Below are 15,155 nucleotides of genomic sequence, written 5' to 3' on the forward strand. Positions count from 1 at the left end.
AAACAAAAAGATGCAACGGCTTCTGTTTATTGGTGAAAACGTGGATGGCCCGCGTAAATATTTGGCGAAATCGATGCAGTTATTACGGTTGTGCCAGTATAGTTGAATGTTGCGAAAGCGGGAGGGGAGCAAGGTGGCTGTCATTCGCAAAGCTGATTATTATTATGGCTCATTGCTTTCGGTGTTGGTCAATGGCGGGTTAGCTCCGGCTCTATTCGAAAAGGAAAACGACAACCGTCAAATTTATGAAGTGACGACGAATAAAGGCGCGTATCTCATTTATACGAAATATAATACGACCCCATCAGGCTCAAAAGATTTCACTTGGTCGTTTTCGTTCAGTGACAATGAGATCAAGGAAATTAACAAACTTCATGCGGAAACCAACCAGGAGAAAGAGATTATTTTTGCTTTTATCTGCGCGCAGAGACAGTTGAACGATTCTAATCAAGTCATTGCGATTGTGCATTGGGATGAGTTTCTCGAATGTGTGGATATCCAAAAGCAACAAACTCGGGGAACGTCGCGGCTCTCCATCAAAGCGGTCAAAGGATCTCCCAAGTTGCGCCTTTACGGCAGCAAACGTGCAGACGTATTGGCGGGAAAGGATAATACAATCAAGATTGAAAGAAACCGATTGAACAGCTTATAGCTAAAACGTAGAGAATGGTGTGTAACGACCTAAACGGATGGTGTAGAACTCTATCATTCTATGTTTTGATGAATTGCAAAAAATGAATGGATCACAGGTGCAGGTTGTGAGCCAGCCGGCTGGTGAAAGCATGGTCGTCAATGGGCGCGGTTAGAAATGTGAAGCCAAACATTTACCACCTTCCTGTTCAAAACAGCTTTGTTCTTTCGCTGTAAAATTGTCGGTCATGCGGTTTCCCAAAATGAGGGAACTGCATGATCGACTCTATGACTTGCCAAGCTGAGAGATACGGACAAGCGACTGAGTAAAGCCGGGCAAAGAGAGATGGAAGAATAAAAGAGAGCTTGCCACCATAGCAAAAAACCGTTATAATACAGGCTGTACGTCTCATAGACAGTACGTTGGCTGCTAGACGCGGTCTCCCCGCCATAAACGAGAGAGCGGAGTCGCCGACGTTGAGCGCGCAACACGGCGTCAAAAGGGGAAACCGTGCTGCTCTTGCTCTCTGTAGGAGCGATGTTTCTTGACTTTCATTCACTCTCCCGCCGCAACGGCTTCAGGAGCCCGCCTATTTATCCGTCCAATGCCGAATGCAGAGCCAACACGGCCCCGTAGCTCAGTGGATAGAGCGTCGGTTTCCTAAACCGTGCGTCGGAGGTTCGAATCCTCTCGGGGCCGCCATCTACATACGATCGGCTCGGGTTGAAGTTGCTGAAACCCTTGATATGACCGCGTTTGCGGTCATTTTTCATTTTTTGGGAATCCTGAAAAAAAACGATAGAATCCGAACAAATTTTGCACGAATTTTGTGGGCATGAGAAGTGCGTTGCCCATATAAAAATGATTTTGGAAAGTAGGTGAATAAAATGATCATCGCCAACAATTATACAGAAATCAACGATCATTTTGATTTCACGGATAGTATTATAACGGATATGAAATGGAACAATCCGTTAGATTTTTCTATCACGATCGACTATTATTGGGATACACAGGAAAACAGGGAAGAAAACAGAATAGTGGCGTTGCATTTTAAGGATTGCTTGGCTGTGGAGTACAAACTAAAAAAAGAGATACTAGAAATGGCAAGGGATGATATCCATTTTGATAGCTTGTTCACCATTATTCGCTTCGAAAATGTAGAGGCAAATTTAAATGGGTTTCACCATTTTCATATTTATACCTTTGATTATAAAGAGCCATTGCTAAAAATTATTTGTAAGCAGGTTCAGTTGGAGGAAGTATAGGTCGGTGTTTGAAAACAACGGAAGAAGAAAAGAAGGCGGATCGCTCGGCCTTTTTGCCTAGAAGGCCGGTGAAAAATCGCTGTCACACACCAACTGGAGGCATTTTCATTCAGAAAAGAAAGCCGATTCTGCAAGGTTTCTCTAATTGACAAATGGGTGGAACTCAGCAGTATTTTGCACTAAATCACTGGCCTCCTAGGATAGCAGCTGAAAATCATTTTGCATGGGATAAACGAGCGTCCCCATTCACTCTCCTTTTAGAGGGGACTTATCATAGTCCCGCCTGTTTGAGTATATTTTTGACTGTTTTGCTTGGTAATTTTTTCTTCCGATGAGGGCTGGCCATTCGTCCGGATGTACGGGGATGTGTAAACGGATGATGGCTGCCCTAAAAAATTTTTTGTTTTTTGCTCGAGATGGTGGCGAAATATTCAACGATTTTGTAAAATTGATGTAAAGGAAGATGGTTGATTTTTGTTGTTGAAACCGCTGTAAAGCAGGGGATTGTTCAGTATATTAATATATTTTTTTGTTTGTCCATAATAATGTTATACTATTTGATTATTGTGTTATAATTATTTTGTAACCGCACCCAAAATCAATGGGTGTCAACGGAATTGTTTCGAGCGAGCGCTCGATGTTCTTGACTATTCTACGGATAGGGATGGTAATGATGGGCAACAAACAAGTAAAAACCGATGTGATCTTAATCGGCGCTGGCATTATGAGTGCGACATTGGGGACGCTGTTGAAGGAATTGGCGCCGGAATGGGAGATCACGGTGTTTGAAAGGTTGGAGGAAGCCGGCGTGGAAAGCTCGAATGAGTGGAACAACGCCGGGACGGGGCACGCGGCGCTTTGTGAGCTGAACTATACGGTGGAGAAGCCGGACGGGTCGATCGACATCAGCAAAGCCATTAAAATCAATGAACAGTTTTATGTTTCCTTGCAGTTTTGGGCTCATTTGGTGAACAGCGGAGTGCTTCGCGATCCGAAAACGTTCATTCGCCCGCTGCCGCATATGAGCTTCGTGCAAGGCGCGGACAATGTGGCGTTTTTGAAAAAGCGGTATGAAACGATGGCGGCCAATCCGCTGTTTAAAGGCATGGAATTTTCCGATGACCCGAAAAAGCTGGCCGAATGGGTGCCGCTCATGATGGAAGATCGGACAGTGACGGAGCCGCTGGCGGCGACGCGAATCGAATCAGGGACGGATGTGAACTTTGGAGCGTTGACGCGTGAGCTGTTTGAACATTTAAAACGGAAAAACGTGGAGATTCATTACCGCCATCATGTGGAAGATATCAAACGGACAAGTGATGGTTTGTGGGAGCTGAAAGTGCGGAATTTAGACAGCGGCGTTGTCGAACGGCATGCAGCGAAGTTCGTTTTCATCGGCGCCGGGGGAGGCAGCCTTCACTTGTTGCAAAAGTCCGGCATTCCGGAAGGAAAAGGCATTGGCGGCTTTCCGGTCAGCGGACTGTTTATGGTGTGCAACAACCCGGAAGTGGTGGAAAAGCATCACGCGAAAGTGTACGGCAAAGCGAAAGTCGGCGCGCCGCCGATGTCGGTTCCGCATCTGGACACACGGTTTATCGACAATCAGAAGATGCTGCTGTTTGGGCCGTTTGCCGGTTTTTCGCCGAAGTTTTTGAAAAACGGCTCGATGCTCGACCTGTTCACTTCAATCAAGCCGCATAACGTATTGACGATCTTGGCGGCGGGCGTGAAAAATATGGCCTTGACCAACTATTTGATCCAGCAAGTGCTGTTGTCCAAAGAACAGCGCATGCAGGAGCTTCGTGAATTCGTCCCGACGGCGAAAAGTGACGAATGGGACATTGTTGTCGCTGGTCAGCGCGTGCAAGTGATTAAAGACACGGAATCCGGCGGCAAAGGGACATTGCAGTTCGGCACCGAGGTCGTCCATGCGGCTGACGGTTCGATCGCGGCGCTGCTTGGCGCGTCGCCGGGCGCATCGACGGCGGTTCATGTGATGTTGGAAGTCATCGAGAAATGTTTCCCAGAGCAGATGAAAGAATGGCGATCGAAAGTGAAAGAAATGATTCCGTCCTACGGCGAATCATTGATGAAAAACGAATCGCTTTTGCGGCAAGTGCAAGCGTCTACAGCGGAAGCGCTCGGATTGAATGGCCACTTTGCGCTGCAGTTGGCGTAGGCCCATGCCAATTGCGGCCTGCTGGGGATCGCTTGGCCGTCTGTGAGAAACAGCTGCCTGAAGACGAAGGGCAGCTGTTTTTATTTGGGGTCTTGTGTCTCCAAGTTTATATTATCCATAGACAAATGATCTTCACTGTAAAATTCCTCTTCAACAATTAGGAAGCGTTAATGACTCCATTGCTTTTTTATGAAAGGTTATCATACAATTGTTTCATACACTTTTGAGTTGGATAGGCAAAAGGAGTTAATTCCACGATAGCAGCTTTGTTTTTTACGTTCTGATCTGAGCGGGTGCAAGGATTTGATTCATGATATTTCCAAAGAGATGGTCATATTGGGAGGGGGATGTTCCTTTGAATGCCAATTTGTCTTTGAGTCCGTCTTAATGGGATTATTTTCTTGATATGGCTTCGATGAAGCGAATGCAAGGATGATACCGAGGAACTTTGGTGGCCTAAGGGGCATAGCTTATATCAGACGGAGGCCATGAGAGAAGTTGGCGGTTGGCCTGATGCCATGGGAGAGGATATTGTCCTTTCTTGGCATTTGCTAGAAAAAAGGATGGAGAATTTACTTTGAACTTACTTTGAACCTCATGCGATGGCATTTACGGATGTTCCGGCTTCTTGGGTGCATTTTTGCAGACAACGATCTCGGTGGGCAAGGGGAATGATCGAGGCATTGAAGGTTGTAAAACCGTGGCAGCAACCGCAATTATTTGTGAAATACCTCACGATGGTGAATCTGTTGCTCCTTTATTTAGACACCATCTATACTTTATGTTGGTTACCGGGATTAATTTTGACCTTCTTCGGTTATTCTTACATTGTTGGCCTGATGACATTGTTGGTTGTGCCGCTGACGTTGATCGCGTATTGGGCTCTATATCGATATCAAAGATCGGTGTTCCGAAAATTGGATCTCAAGATCAGAAGAAATAGAATTGGTTTTGTCGCCTTTGGCCTGTTTTACCAAATGATCATGTTTCCAGTGTCATTTTGGGGATATATACAAGAGTTAGCTCGATTAAGGAGGGTTTGGAAATAGGGAGGAGGAGACAGTGCGATGAGGTGGGTGTCGCCGTTGGAAAAGCGCCGTTTTTTAACATCGTTTTTGCAAACGCATCGTCTAAAGCATCCTGATGCCCGGTTTGTGCTCCATTATTTGCTTCAGCACCCCCATCTGCTGGAGAATGTGCATTTTACGGAAACCGAGCAAAAGCAGGCGCGGTGGCTGATCATTTCAACTGCGATGGCGGAGGAAGAGGGGCTTGTGTTTTATCGGCGCGGCCAAAAAAGCACGAGCCTGGCCACGATTATGGGCGATTTGGCGCTGCATCCGAATGAGCCGCTCTACCTAACGCTTCACTTTCCGGGGAAGTCGAGGAATTTTTCCTATCTTCGTCTGATCGATCAGCGGGCGTTTGAAAATGTCAGGCGGCATGAGCGCCATGAAAAAATGGCGAAAGCGGCTGAGCAAGTGCTTGATGAGGCGTTGAAACGCCACGAAGTGTCGAGGTTGAAGCTGCAGATCGACCAGGCGCTCGACCGTAAAGATATGGAGCTGTTTCACAAGCTGACGGAACAGTTGAAAAAATATGAAGGACAAAGCTGACAAAACACGGTCAGCTTTGTCCTGGCGGTGAGAAAGCGATATCAGCCGCTGCGTTGGCTGTTCTTCATATCGTGGAAGGTCGGTTGTTGGTTTCCTGATCGCCCTCATTGAGCGATCGGTGCGACGGCGCTTGCCGCATCGTAATCGCGGGGGTCGAGTTCCGTCGGCAGGCCGATGACGAGTTTCGCCAGCTCTTTTCCTAAATACGGGCCGACGGTGAGCCCTGAGGAGCCGAGGCCGTTGGCGATATACACCCCAGACCAGCCTGGAAGCGGTCCAAAGATTGGGAGAAACCCGGGCGTGCGCGGGCGGAACCCAACTCGCGTCTCGATGTATGTACAGGTGAAGAGGCCCGGTGCAATCGCAAGCGCTTTGTCCAACAATTCGTGCATTCCCCCGGCGGTGGGGCGGATGTCCATGCTCGCTTCATCTTCGTGTGTAGTTCCGATCACGATCCGGCTCCTCGGGAAGGCGAGCATATACTGATTGTTCGGCGGCATGACGACTGGCCAATGGGATGTGTCGTATTTTGGATGTTCCAAGTGAATGAGCTGCCCTTTTTGTGGGGTGACGAGCAGGTTGATGCCGAGCGGCTTCAGTAATTGTCCAGCCCAGGCGCCAGCCGTGATGATGACCGCTTCGGCAGCGTATTTCGCCCCGTCAGCTTCCACGCCGATGACGCGGGAACCTTCAAACAGAAGCTGGGCGTTCCCGCGGATGTAGGCGGCGCCGCGCTTTTGGGCAGCGTTAATGAGGGCGTCTCGCATCGCTCGACCGTTCACTCGGGCGGCGCCGCTCACATAAAGGGCATGATGCTCGCCAACAAGCGGCGGAAACAGCTCCTTCGCCTCTTGGGGATGAAGCCGCACGATCTCTCCCATTTCCGGCGCGTCTTCGCGCCGTTTGAGAGCGCGCTCCTCCATCTGTTCCAGTTTCTGTTCGTCCGTGTGCAGCCATAGAGCCCCGACGCGTGCGTAACCGGTTTCCGTTTCCCCGTATGATTCCAGCTCTTCAATAAGGGAAGGATAAAATTTTGCCCCGCCTTTCGCTAATCGATACCATTTTTGGTTGCGGCGCTGCGACAGCCAAGGGCAGACGATCCCCGCCGCCGCATCAGTCGCCTGGCCTTTGTCGCCACGGTCGATGATCACGACTTGGGCGCCTTCCGTGGCCAGGTGATAGGCGGTGGAGGCGCCTAAAATGCCAGCCCCGACAACGATATATGGCTTCATACCCAACACCTTTTCTCTTTTTTTATTAGCATAGCATAGACAGTGCGGATAGGGAATCATCACCTGCCAGGCGGCGGCGAGCGGCGCGATGCAACTACAGAAAAATGATAGCCTCAGGCGAAAAAAAGTTGCCCGAAGCCGCGTGTGGCTGTTTCGGACAGCCCCGCCTCAGCTTGCTTGTTTCGTTTCATATTCCTGAATGACCGACCGGATGATATGGAGCGAGTCCCACTCCCCGCCCGAGAAAAAGACGATCGGGTATTTTTTCGGAAATAAAATGGCCTGGATTTGTTTGGGCGGTGTTCCGTTTTCGTATAAATTGATGATCGTCCCTTGCAGTTCAAGCAAATAGTCCAGCTTCCGCTGCAGCGCCTCGCGCCCGTTCGGGAGGTAGCCGGCGTGGGCGCAGAAGACGTCGCCGAAGTCGTACGTCAACACATGTTGCAAGGAAGTGATGATCGCCGGGATGTTTTCCTCGCGCAAGATGACTTTTGTTTTCTCTTGGCAGTACAAGTCGCCGCTGAACAGCTGTCCCGTTTCGCGATTCAAAAAGACGACATGGTCAATGGCATGGCCGGGCGTCGGAATCACCTTCCATGTGGCGTTTCGAGAGGAAAACGTGGCGCCGATGGGCTTGGCGGCAAACGGGTCGCGCTTTCCCCAAAAGATTTTCCGATACAGCGGATAATCCGCCTTTTGCCGGCAATACTCGATCATCGGCTCATTCATATAGATGGGCAATCCCATCGTTTGTTGCAAAAACGCTGCGCAGCCGGTATGGTCTTCATGGTAATGGGTAATGACGACTTGGTCGATGTCTTGTTGTTGAAAAAACGCGGTAAATTCGTTTTCCATCGATTTTGCGCCGGTGTCAATCAAGACGCCGTCAACGATGAAGCAGCGGACGGTGAGCCGAACACCTTGAAATGAAGCGGTCGCTTTGGCGATGTGCACATTGTTGACCGTTTCGGTTTCAAATCGTTTTTTGATCACTTTATGGATCCACATGGCGAGCGTTCCTCCTTTTGTGTGCAGATGCTGCCACCATTATACCACAAAGAATGAATGTTCATTCATTTTTCGTTGTCGAATGCGCCGATGCTTGAGGAGACCGGTGTGTAAGAAAAAGTCGGCGGATTCCAATTCGATCAGACCCGTTTTCCGTTCCTGCCGGGCGCCCCGAGCAGAGCGAAAAAGGTGTTTTTCACCTGCCTTTTAGGATGGGGGCGCAACGTCAAAAGAAAGCCTGCTATCGTTAAGCTTACTCCAATGGCGACTCGGTGAGTATCCCTTCTTTTTTGGGGATTGTGCACCTGTTCGAGAGAAACCACCCGGAAAAAGGACGGGGGCGGTCTAGCGAATTGGTTCGTCAACATGGTAAAATAAAAGGAAATGATGCAAAAAACCCATGAGCTGGCAGATCCGCTGAATCCAAGATGCATCCGAAAGTAGAACGGCCTGCGTTTGATGGTTGGAGGGATATTCGATAAAAACGGTGGTCCAGGCTTTTGTGATTTCGCTCGCTGCCCATATCGTGTATCTTGCAGTAACGATTGGTTGGGGGTACTGGAAAACAAAGATGTATCAACCTGACGTCGTCAACGCTTGGGAGAGCGTCGGCCAGCTGCAAAACGAAGTGGTGTTCAGTCAAACAGGTTCACCGATTGTGTATGTATGGTCATTGATCGGAGTGACGATGATCGGTGCGATCGTGCTGCATGTGTACAAAGCGGCTCGAGGATAAAGGAAAAGCAACACAAAGGAGGATATTCACTATGCAACACGTTCTTATCTTCTTCTCAAGATCACAAGCAGGGGGGAGCGGTGCGCTGAAAAAGAGGAAAGCGGTGTCTGATTGATTAGTCAACGAAAGAATCGATAACGAATCCATCAGCGCCTTTCACTCCTGCTTGCTGACGACATCGGAGTACGCATGAAAGCAGGAGGATTCAACATGATAAAGAAAGGAACGCTGGCTGCCCATAACATTCGCGTGCTATTTTGGGCAGATTTGTTTGGAAGCGTGAAGTTTATTCAGCCGGTGCTCGCACTCTTTTATTTTTCGCGCGGTTTAGATGAGGCACTGATTTTATCGGTGATGTTTTGCTGGAGTCTCGGTGTTCTGGCCGGAGAAGTGCCGACGAGCATGCTCGCGGACCGATACGGGGCGAAACGGGCGTTTGTGCTCGGAAGTGTTTTCAGCATCATAAGCCATGCGATGCTCCTTTGGGCGGGTGAACCTTGGCTCTTTTTCATGAGCAATTTTTTCAGCGGGTTTGCCGCCTCTTGCTTCAGCGGTGCGGACGAGGCGCTTATTTACGAGTCGCTGAAATCGTCGAACGAGGAACATTTGATGGATCGGGCGATGGGCGTCATTCAGTCGGCGCAATTTGCTGTGACGGTGGCGGCGCTTGTCGTTGGGGCGCTCGTGGCCAAAGATTTGACGAATGAGCAATTCAACTTGCTCCTTGTTTTGGGCGTCGCATTTCAATGCGTGCGACTCGCGCTCGTGTGTTTAGTGAAAAGCCCGCCGGGCCACAGCGCGTATCGAGGGAAGCCGCTTTCGCAAGTGAAAGAAGGGATATGGGCGATCATTCAAGCACCTGAAGTGCTTTGGATGTTTCTCAATGTAACGCTTGTCTTTATACCAACGACGGCGATTTTCGAAAACTTTAGCGACAAGCTGTTGTACGACGTCGGGCTCCCCGTGTCGTTCATCGGCGTTGTGCTTGGCTCTCTCGCCGTGTTCAGTTTTGCGGTGTCAAGATCCATCGGTTGGCTGACAACGCATTTTTCGCGGATCGGTCTTATGCATGCGACCGGCGTGCTTGGCGTGTTAGCGCTTGTGGTCGTGGCGCTTTACGGTGATAGGCTTCTTTCACTGGTTGGGGCGATGGTCGCGCTTCGTTTTGTGCGGGCGGTGCGCTACCCGGTATATTCGCAATTGTCGAACGACCTCATCCCGTCGCATGTGCGTGCGACAACGATTTCACTCTTATCGATCGTCGATAGCCTATGCGACATGCTCGTTTTTAGCGGCGTCGGTGCCTTGGCGACGATGGGGTTTTCATATCTTTTCCTCGCCGGTGCGGCGGTGGCGCTCATCGGTTGCTTGATGCCAATTCGGCCCGTTTCGCCGCCAGAGAAGCGACAGTGACGGACCAGAGGATGCTTGTGGCGCCCAACGTAAACGACAGATTAAGCTATCAGAGTTTCGGGTGTACACATCCATGGGGGCTTTTGATGAGGAGTGGACGTGCGCATGGGAATGAAAGAAGAAAAAGGAGAACAGGGGATGACTGTTCTCCTTTTTTCATGATGCAGGCAGTGAGGAGGATCAGTATTCATCTCTGTGAACCTTATGGAGCAGGATCATACCCGATCACTGTCCATATTCCCGTCGCGTCTTGTCGGATCAGCCGTTTCAAGTACACGCGCTTGATAGGCGCGTTGTGGGCGTTCACTTCCACGATGGCTTCCTTGCCATTGTTTTGAATGATGCGCAAGTCTTCATAACGAATCGGGTAGTCTCCGGTAATGCCTTCAGGAGACATTTGCAGGCTTACAAATACTTGGGCTACAAACACAGGATCTAATTTCCACGGCGAGCTGCCCGCATCAACACTTTTTTGATCGTTCTTTTCTTGTTCCAAGTCAACAGGAACGTTCACTTTTGGCTTGAATGAGGATGGATCCTCTTTTGCAGGCATTTCAAAGGCTCCATTTGTCAGCTCTTTAGTGAATGCGATCAAGTCCTCCAAAGAGGCATGGCCGATAACAGCATATTCGAACCCGTTTTGCCGCCAGCGGATGGAATGGAGGTTCGTCAGGCCGGCATACGGTCCGCCTGCCCCGAGCACGCCTGACTCTTCCACAATCGGCGATTGAATTTCAGCAGTCTGGTGATGGATTTTCCCTACCATCGCGGTTGGGGCAAGTTTCCATTCGCCGGTGGCTTTTCCTTGGATGATGACGATCTCTTTGTTCGACGCTCGGTAATAGATTTTGACAAGTTTTTTGTCTGGTACGACTGCGATGCGGTCTTGGACATAGCCGGTTGGAATCTGGTTGATCACGTCAGGCAGAAATCCGATGGCCTCCTTTACTTCACTGAGGCTAGTGACGATTTGTTCCGGGTTTTGGTTGATTTCCTGAAACCCTTTTGGTACATGATAAGTCAGCAGTTTTTTAGGGATAGCATGGTTCCATTCGATTTTTGTGTACGTCATTTTGTATTGGATCCCATGCTGCATCGCATATTGTTTTTGCAACGGAAGACGGGTTTCTTTATCAATCCATATCCGATAAGGCTTCCCTCCTTGTGGGGTGACTTCGACAATCCAAGATGGACGGTTGGCTGCCTTTTCTTCCCCGACGATGTTCGTTGATATGGCTTGTTTGATCCCTTTGATTTCGTTTCCGAGTTCAAAGGCAAAACGATACGGATCAGGGAAGGCAGGAAATCGATGAACTTGTTTTTCGGAAGGCCGGATCTGCCATTTCGTTTGCCCGTTATTGACGGTAATCAGCCCTTTGTTTGAACCTTCCAGTTCTTGTATATAATAGTGTCCATGTTTGTCGGCCCAAATTTCCAATTTGGCTTGCGTGGTCGTCTTGCCTTGGGCATTCGTTTCGACAATTTCCAGAAATCCATGGTAGGCGTTGACGTCTTGAAAGGCTTTTTCCATCGCCTTTACAATGTTGGGATGGTCAAAGAGTGAAGCGAAATGGATCAGCAGCGATAGGGCCAACATAGCCGCGATGCTGGCGATGCTGGCCATCCAGGCCCGTTTTTTCTTTTTTTGTTTTGTTTGCACTAGTTGATCGGTGACCGCATGGACCAGTTTGGCCGGAAAATCCCGCTCCGGCATGGCAGGCTCCCTGAGGCTGCGGACGAGCCTGACGGTATGGAACAGCTTTTGCAATTCGGGATCTGCCCCTGAATGTTCATGGTCTTTTGGTTTTTTTTCGGCGTTCAATTGATCGATATAATCGGATAATCGGCGTTCGTTGTCATGCATCGATGGACTCCTCCTTCATTTCATCCCGTCATGTAAAATGCGGGTAAGAGACTGCAATGCCCGATGCTGCATTACGCGAATGGTTGTTTCTTTTTTGTTCATGATTTGGGCGGTTTCCGCAACGGAATATCCTTTCATAATTCTTAGTTCGATCACGGTGCGTTGCTCTTCATTGAGTTCATTTAGCGCTTTTTCGATCGCCATGCGCTGTACACTCCATTCCGCAGGATCCTCAAAGGCCGCCTCTTTGGGGGCAATGGCTTCCAAATCGGCCGTGGTTCCCCGACGTTGGTGCTGCCGCCAGCGATCTCGGATGATATTCAAGGCTACTGTTTTTAGAAAGGCCATCTGTTTATCAGGGGGGACGTGGTTTTTTTGCAAATAGGGGATGGCCCTGACATACGTTTCTTGTGTGATGTCTTCCGCTTCTTCACGGTTTTGGACCTTAAAATAGATCAATCGGTAGACCGACTCCCAAGTGGAAAGGCATAACTGTTCGATCCAGTTGACGCGGCTGTCTTCATTCGTATGAACCATACATCGTAACTCCTTTTTCCCGATCGGGTCATTTACGCTAATAAAAACGATGAAGCTGCTTAAAACGTTACGGCCATGGAAGTTTTTTTGATCGATGAAACTGTGTCCATCGGTTGGATAACGGTTTTTCTATGCATGTCGCTATGCCGATCTTCAAGGTAAAACAAGGACGAAGGCTGCGATCATTTCGATCATGGTGCATATCCGCGTTGTTTTACCCATACACTGAAAGAAGAGGGGAAACAGGGAGGGAAGAGCGTGCAATTTTACTATGGCCCACACATGCCGCTGCGCATTTTGGATGAGATTGAATTCTGGAAACACCAAGAAGAGGAGCATACGGTCGTCATTCGCGAGCTTGTATCCGGATTGGAAGCGCCATATGTGGAAGCGTTGAAAAAGTGGGAAGAGGCTCTTTCGGCTACGCATCAGCAAGCGGTCCGCTATATCGAGTCGGTGGTTCGGGCCGGCCATTACGTTCCCGCACAACTGCATCAGCAAGCGCTCCATTTTGTGTCGCATTGCCTGCAGCAAAGCCTTCAGTTTATCGAATTATGCCGGCAAATCAAAACCCGCAGCAAAGCCGTCAGCCAAAACCCCACCGCCAAGGTGGTGCTCGATCACATCATTCGCGAATCGGAGTATTTTGTCGGCATCGCGCAGTTGTTGCTGTACGGGACTTATTCGGCATCGGCTGCACCGCGGACAGATTCATCGGCGACGTCATAAGATGGAAAGTAGTATAATGAAGTCGGGCGTTTCACCTAATCATGAGGAGCCGCAAGGGGGGCATGGCTGTGATTGTCACGACCACCAATACCATTGAAGGAAAAGAAATTGAAGAATATTTGGGCATTGTAGCGGGAGAGGTCATTTTGGGCGCCAATGTCATCCGCGATTTTCTCGCCAGCATTACGGACATCATCGGCGGACGAAGCGGAACGTATGAAAGCAAGCTGGCCGAAGGGCGGGAGACGGCGATCAAGGAGATGGTCAATCAGGCGAGAAGCCTTGGCGCCAACGCCGTGATCGGGGTGGATCTCGATTTTGAAACGCTGCGCGATGGCATGATGATGTGCATTGCGACGGGAACGGCGGTGCGGCTGAAATCGTAAATGGGAAAGCAGCGGGTCTATCGGCCCCTGCTTTTTTGCTTTGTCGGCTGCCGGTCGTGGAGGTGTCGAGTCATCGGCTGTTGATGCTGATGGAGTTTTGCCGCTTGAAATAGGCTTGACGGAAGAAAAAAAGCGACTTATGATTCACATATATGAACAAATGCTCATATATTAAAGTGTGGGGGAACAGCCATGAACGCAGAGGATCATTCGTTTTTAGATCCACGTGTGATTGAGGAAGTGTCACGAATTTTTAAAGCCCTAGCGGATCCGACTCGGATCAAAATCTTGCATTTGTTGTCGCAGGAAGAATGCCATGTAGGCCATATTGCGGAAGTGCTCGGCATGTCGCAATCGGCGGTTTCCCATCAGTTGGCGCTGCTGCGGACGTTGCGGCTTGTCAAATATCGCCGCGAGGGGAAGATGTTGGTGTACTCGTGCGATGACGAACATGTCATTTCGTTGCTCAAGCAGGCGGTTGATCACGCGCAACATTCATGAGGGGGAGAGAATGGATGCATCATCATGCACATGGCCATTGCGATCACCATCACGGGCATCATCACAGCAGAGAGGGAAATCAAAAAGGGTTGGCGATCGCCTTTGGCGTAACGGTCGGGATTATGGTGCTCGAGTTTGTCGGCGGGCTTGTGACGAACAGCTTGGCTCTTCTTTCCGATTCGGGGCATATGCTGAGTGATGCGGCTTCGCTTTTGTTAAGCTTGGTGGCGGTGTGGCTGGCGTCCAGGCCCGCGTCGCCGAAGAGAACGTATGGGTTTTACAGGTTTGAGATTTTAGCGGCGCTCGTAAACGGGGTCACGCTGATGGGGATTGCGGCTTGGATTATTTGGGAAGCGGCAGGCAGGCTGGTGAATCCTCCTGATGTCGCGAGCGGAATGATGATGGCCGTGGCGGCCGTCGGGCTGGTGGCCAATCTCGTCAGCGCGTGGGTGTTGTTGCGCCAAGGAGACGTTAAAGAAAATGTCAATGTCCGCAGCGCGTATCTCCATGTCCTTGGCGATGCGCTAGGTTCGGTCGGCGCAATCGCGGCGGGGCTTGTCATGTGGTTGTTTGGCTGGTATGCGGCCGATCCGCTCATTTCCATATTGGTCGCCGTTTTGATTTTGAAAGGGGCCTTCGCCGTCGTACGGCAGACGGTGCACATTTTAATGGAAGGGACGCCTATGGCCATTGACCAAGCAGAAGTCAAAACGGCGCTTTCGGGCATTGAAGGGGTGGTGGATGTCCATGATTTGCATATTTGGACGATCACCTCCGGACTCGATTCGTTAAGCTGCCATCTGCTCATTGAAGATGGCCGCGATGCGCAGGCGATTTTGCAGCAGGCGATTGATTTAGTGGAAACCCGTTTTCACATTCGCCATGCGACCATTCAAATCGAAATGCCACATATCCGCCATAGCGAAATGGAAGTGTAAGGGCGGGCCGTTCGTGGCCCCGCCCTCTCTTGTTTGCCCGGCATATGTCTGCTGCCTTAGGCGGCCGTGAACCGTTGATCCCATGGAGGCGATGGGGGTGTGCCCGAGACGGAGGCC

15 protein-coding genes, 1 tRNA gene and 1 pseudogene are annotated in these 15,155 nt (G+C 49.9%); 12 read left to right on the plus strand and 5 right to left on the minus strand.

All coding sequences use genetic code 11. The features are described 5' to 3' along the window. Nucleotides 1-133: 133 nt before the first annotated feature. From ETC05_RS02385 to ETC05_RS02395, 3 genes are all read left to right on the plus strand, one after another. Nucleotides 134-652 (plus strand): hypothetical protein, encoded by a 519-nt coding sequence (locus ETC05_RS02385; RefSeq protein ID WP_171660281.1) that lies wholly within the window; start codon nucleotides 134-136, stop codon nucleotides 650-652. Nucleotides 653-1,257: 605 nt separating this feature from the next. Then, nucleotides 1,258-1,333 (plus strand) — tRNA-Arg (locus tag ETC05_RS02390). A gap of 185 nt (nucleotides 1,334-1,518) precedes the next feature. Beyond that, nucleotides 1,519-1,899 (plus strand): hypothetical protein, encoded by a 381-nt coding sequence (locus ETC05_RS02395; protein WP_171660282.1) that lies wholly within the window; start codon nucleotides 1,519-1,521, stop codon nucleotides 1,897-1,899. A 271-nt stretch (nucleotides 1,900-2,170) separates the two neighbouring features. On the opposite strand, the pseudogene ETC05_RS17755 reads toward ETC05_RS02395, so the two are convergent. Further along, a pseudogene (locus ETC05_RS17755) lies at nucleotides 2,171-2,275 on the minus strand (type II toxin-antitoxin system HicA family toxin); the annotation flags it as partial. 297 nt (nucleotides 2,276-2,572) lie between these two features. Between ETC05_RS17755 and ETC05_RS02405 the strand changes: the two are divergent. The 3 genes from ETC05_RS02405 to ETC05_RS02415 all read left to right on the plus strand — a co-directional run bounded on the left by ETC05_RS02405 (nucleotide 2,573) and on the right by ETC05_RS02415 (nucleotide 5,694). Next, complete coding sequence (locus ETC05_RS02405; protein ID WP_171660283.1) at nucleotides 2,573-4,078, plus strand: malate:quinone oxidoreductase; 1,506 nt, start codon at nucleotides 2,573-2,575, stop codon at nucleotides 4,076-4,078. A 671-nt stretch (nucleotides 4,079-4,749) separates the two neighbouring features. Beyond that, nucleotides 4,750-5,127, plus strand: coding sequence for a hypothetical protein (locus ETC05_RS18260; RefSeq protein ID WP_407059687.1), 378 nt, complete (start codon nucleotides 4,750-4,752; stop codon nucleotides 5,125-5,127). Between the two features lie 18 nt (nucleotides 5,128-5,145). Then, the gene (locus tag ETC05_RS02415) at nucleotides 5,146-5,694 is read left to right on the plus strand and encodes a YpiB family protein (RefSeq protein ID WP_031410144.1); all 549 of its coding nucleotides are present in this window, start codon (nucleotides 5,146-5,148) and stop codon (nucleotides 5,692-5,694) included. 104 nt (nucleotides 5,695-5,798) lie between these two features. Here the strand turns inward: ETC05_RS02415 and ETC05_RS02420 are convergent, their stop codons facing one another. Continuing rightward, on the minus strand, nucleotides 5,799-6,926 hold the full coding sequence (locus ETC05_RS02420; protein ID WP_031410143.1) for an NAD(P)/FAD-dependent oxidoreductase: 1,128 nt from the start codon (nucleotides 6,924-6,926) through the stop codon (nucleotides 5,799-5,801). Between the two features lie 168 nt (nucleotides 6,927-7,094). Next, complete coding sequence (locus tag ETC05_RS02425) at nucleotides 7,095-7,934, minus strand: MBL fold metallo-hydrolase (RefSeq protein ID WP_031410141.1); 840 nt, start codon at nucleotides 7,932-7,934, stop codon at nucleotides 7,095-7,097. Between the two features lie 571 nt (nucleotides 7,935-8,505). Here ETC05_RS02425 and ETC05_RS17760 point away from each other — a divergent pair. After that, on the plus strand, nucleotides 8,506-8,670 hold the full coding sequence (locus tag ETC05_RS17760) for a hypothetical protein (protein WP_237746924.1): 165 nt from the start codon (nucleotides 8,506-8,508) through the stop codon (nucleotides 8,668-8,670). Nucleotides 8,671-8,880: 210 nt separating this feature from the next. Next, nucleotides 8,881-10,083 carry an MFS transporter gene (locus ETC05_RS02435; RefSeq protein ID WP_216366254.1) on the plus strand — a complete coding sequence of 401 codons (1,203 nt, stop codon included), beginning with the start codon at nucleotides 8,881-8,883 and terminating at the stop codon, nucleotides 10,081-10,083. A gap of 202 nt (nucleotides 10,084-10,285) precedes the next feature. Here the strand turns inward: ETC05_RS02435 and ETC05_RS02440 are convergent, their stop codons facing one another. Then, nucleotides 10,286-11,947: a LolA family protein gene (locus ETC05_RS02440; RefSeq protein WP_171660284.1), complete on the minus strand. Its 1,662-nt coding sequence runs from the start codon at nucleotides 11,945-11,947 to the stop codon at nucleotides 10,286-10,288. A gap of 15 nt (nucleotides 11,948-11,962) precedes the next feature. Then, nucleotides 11,963-12,484 carry an RNA polymerase sigma factor gene (locus ETC05_RS02445; RefSeq protein ID WP_031410133.1) on the minus strand — a complete coding sequence of 174 codons (522 nt, stop codon included), beginning with the start codon at nucleotides 12,482-12,484 and terminating at the stop codon, nucleotides 11,963-11,965. Nucleotides 12,485-12,742: 258 nt separating this feature from the next. Between ETC05_RS02445 and ETC05_RS02450 the strand changes: the two genes are divergently transcribed. The 4 genes from ETC05_RS02450 to ETC05_RS02465 all read left to right on the plus strand — a co-directional run bounded on the left by ETC05_RS02450 (nucleotide 12,743) and on the right by ETC05_RS02465 (nucleotide 15,038). Beyond that, the gene (locus ETC05_RS02450) at nucleotides 12,743-13,213 is read left to right on the plus strand and encodes a DUF2935 domain-containing protein (protein WP_171660285.1); all 471 of its coding nucleotides are present in this window, start codon (nucleotides 12,743-12,745) and stop codon (nucleotides 13,211-13,213) included. 68 nt (nucleotides 13,214-13,281) lie between these two features. Continuing rightward, nucleotides 13,282-13,599 (plus strand): YbjQ family protein, encoded by a 318-nt coding sequence (locus ETC05_RS02455; protein WP_031410129.1) that lies wholly within the window; start codon nucleotides 13,282-13,284, stop codon nucleotides 13,597-13,599. Between the two features lie 192 nt (nucleotides 13,600-13,791). Next, nucleotides 13,792-14,100, plus strand: coding sequence for an ArsR/SmtB family transcription factor (locus ETC05_RS02460; protein WP_031410127.1), 309 nt, complete (start codon nucleotides 13,792-13,794; stop codon nucleotides 14,098-14,100). Nucleotides 14,101-14,114: 14 nt separating this feature from the next. Continuing rightward, entirely contained in the window at nucleotides 14,115-15,038 is a 924-nt protein-coding gene (locus tag ETC05_RS02465; protein WP_171660286.1) for a cation diffusion facilitator family transporter, read from the plus strand. Nucleotides 15,039-15,155 lie beyond the last annotated feature (117 nt).

Source organism: Geobacillus sp. BMUD (assembly GCF_013096845.1).
GTDB classification, from domain to species: Bacteria; Bacillota; Bacilli; order Bacillales; family Anoxybacillaceae; genus Geobacillus; species Geobacillus vulcani.

Excerpts from the sequence above, each read along its gene's own strand:
- ETC05_RS02395 (WP_171660282.1), top strand. The coding sequence starts at position 1,519 with ATGATCATCGCCAACAATTATACAGAAATCAACGATCATTTTGATTTC.
- ETC05_RS02405 (WP_171660283.1), top strand. The coding sequence starts at position 2,573 with ATGGGCAACAAACAAGTAAAAACCGATGTGATCTTAATCGGCGCTGGC.
- ETC05_RS18260 (WP_407059687.1), top strand. The coding sequence starts at position 4,750 with ATGATCGAGGCATTGAAGGTTGTAAAACCGTGGCAGCAACCGCAATTA.
- ETC05_RS02415 (WP_031410144.1), top strand. The coding sequence starts at position 5,146 with ATGAGGTGGGTGTCGCCGTTGGAAAAGCGCCGTTTTTTAACATCGTTT.
- ETC05_RS02420 (WP_031410143.1), bottom strand. The coding sequence starts at position 6,926 with ATGAAGCCATATATCGTTGTCGGGGCTGGCATTTTAGGCGCCTCCACC.
- ETC05_RS02425 (WP_031410141.1), bottom strand. The coding sequence starts at position 7,934 with ATGTGGATCCATAAAGTGATCAAAAAACGATTTGAAACCGAAACGGTC.
- ETC05_RS17760 (WP_237746924.1), top strand. The coding sequence starts at position 8,506 with ATGTATCAACCTGACGTCGTCAACGCTTGGGAGAGCGTCGGCCAGCTG.
- ETC05_RS02435 (WP_216366254.1), top strand. The coding sequence starts at position 8,881 with ATGATAAAGAAAGGAACGCTGGCTGCCCATAACATTCGCGTGCTATTT.
- ETC05_RS02440 (WP_171660284.1), bottom strand. The coding sequence starts at position 11,947 with ATGCATGACAACGAACGCCGATTATCCGATTATATCGATCAATTGAAC.
- ETC05_RS02445 (WP_031410133.1), bottom strand. The coding sequence starts at position 12,484 with ATGGTTCATACGAATGAAGACAGCCGCGTCAACTGGATCGAACAGTTA.
- ETC05_RS02460 (WP_031410127.1), top strand. The coding sequence starts at position 13,792 with ATGAACGCAGAGGATCATTCGTTTTTAGATCCACGTGTGATTGAGGAA.
- ETC05_RS02465 (WP_171660286.1), top strand. The coding sequence starts at position 14,115 with ATGCATCATCATGCACATGGCCATTGCGATCACCATCACGGGCATCAT.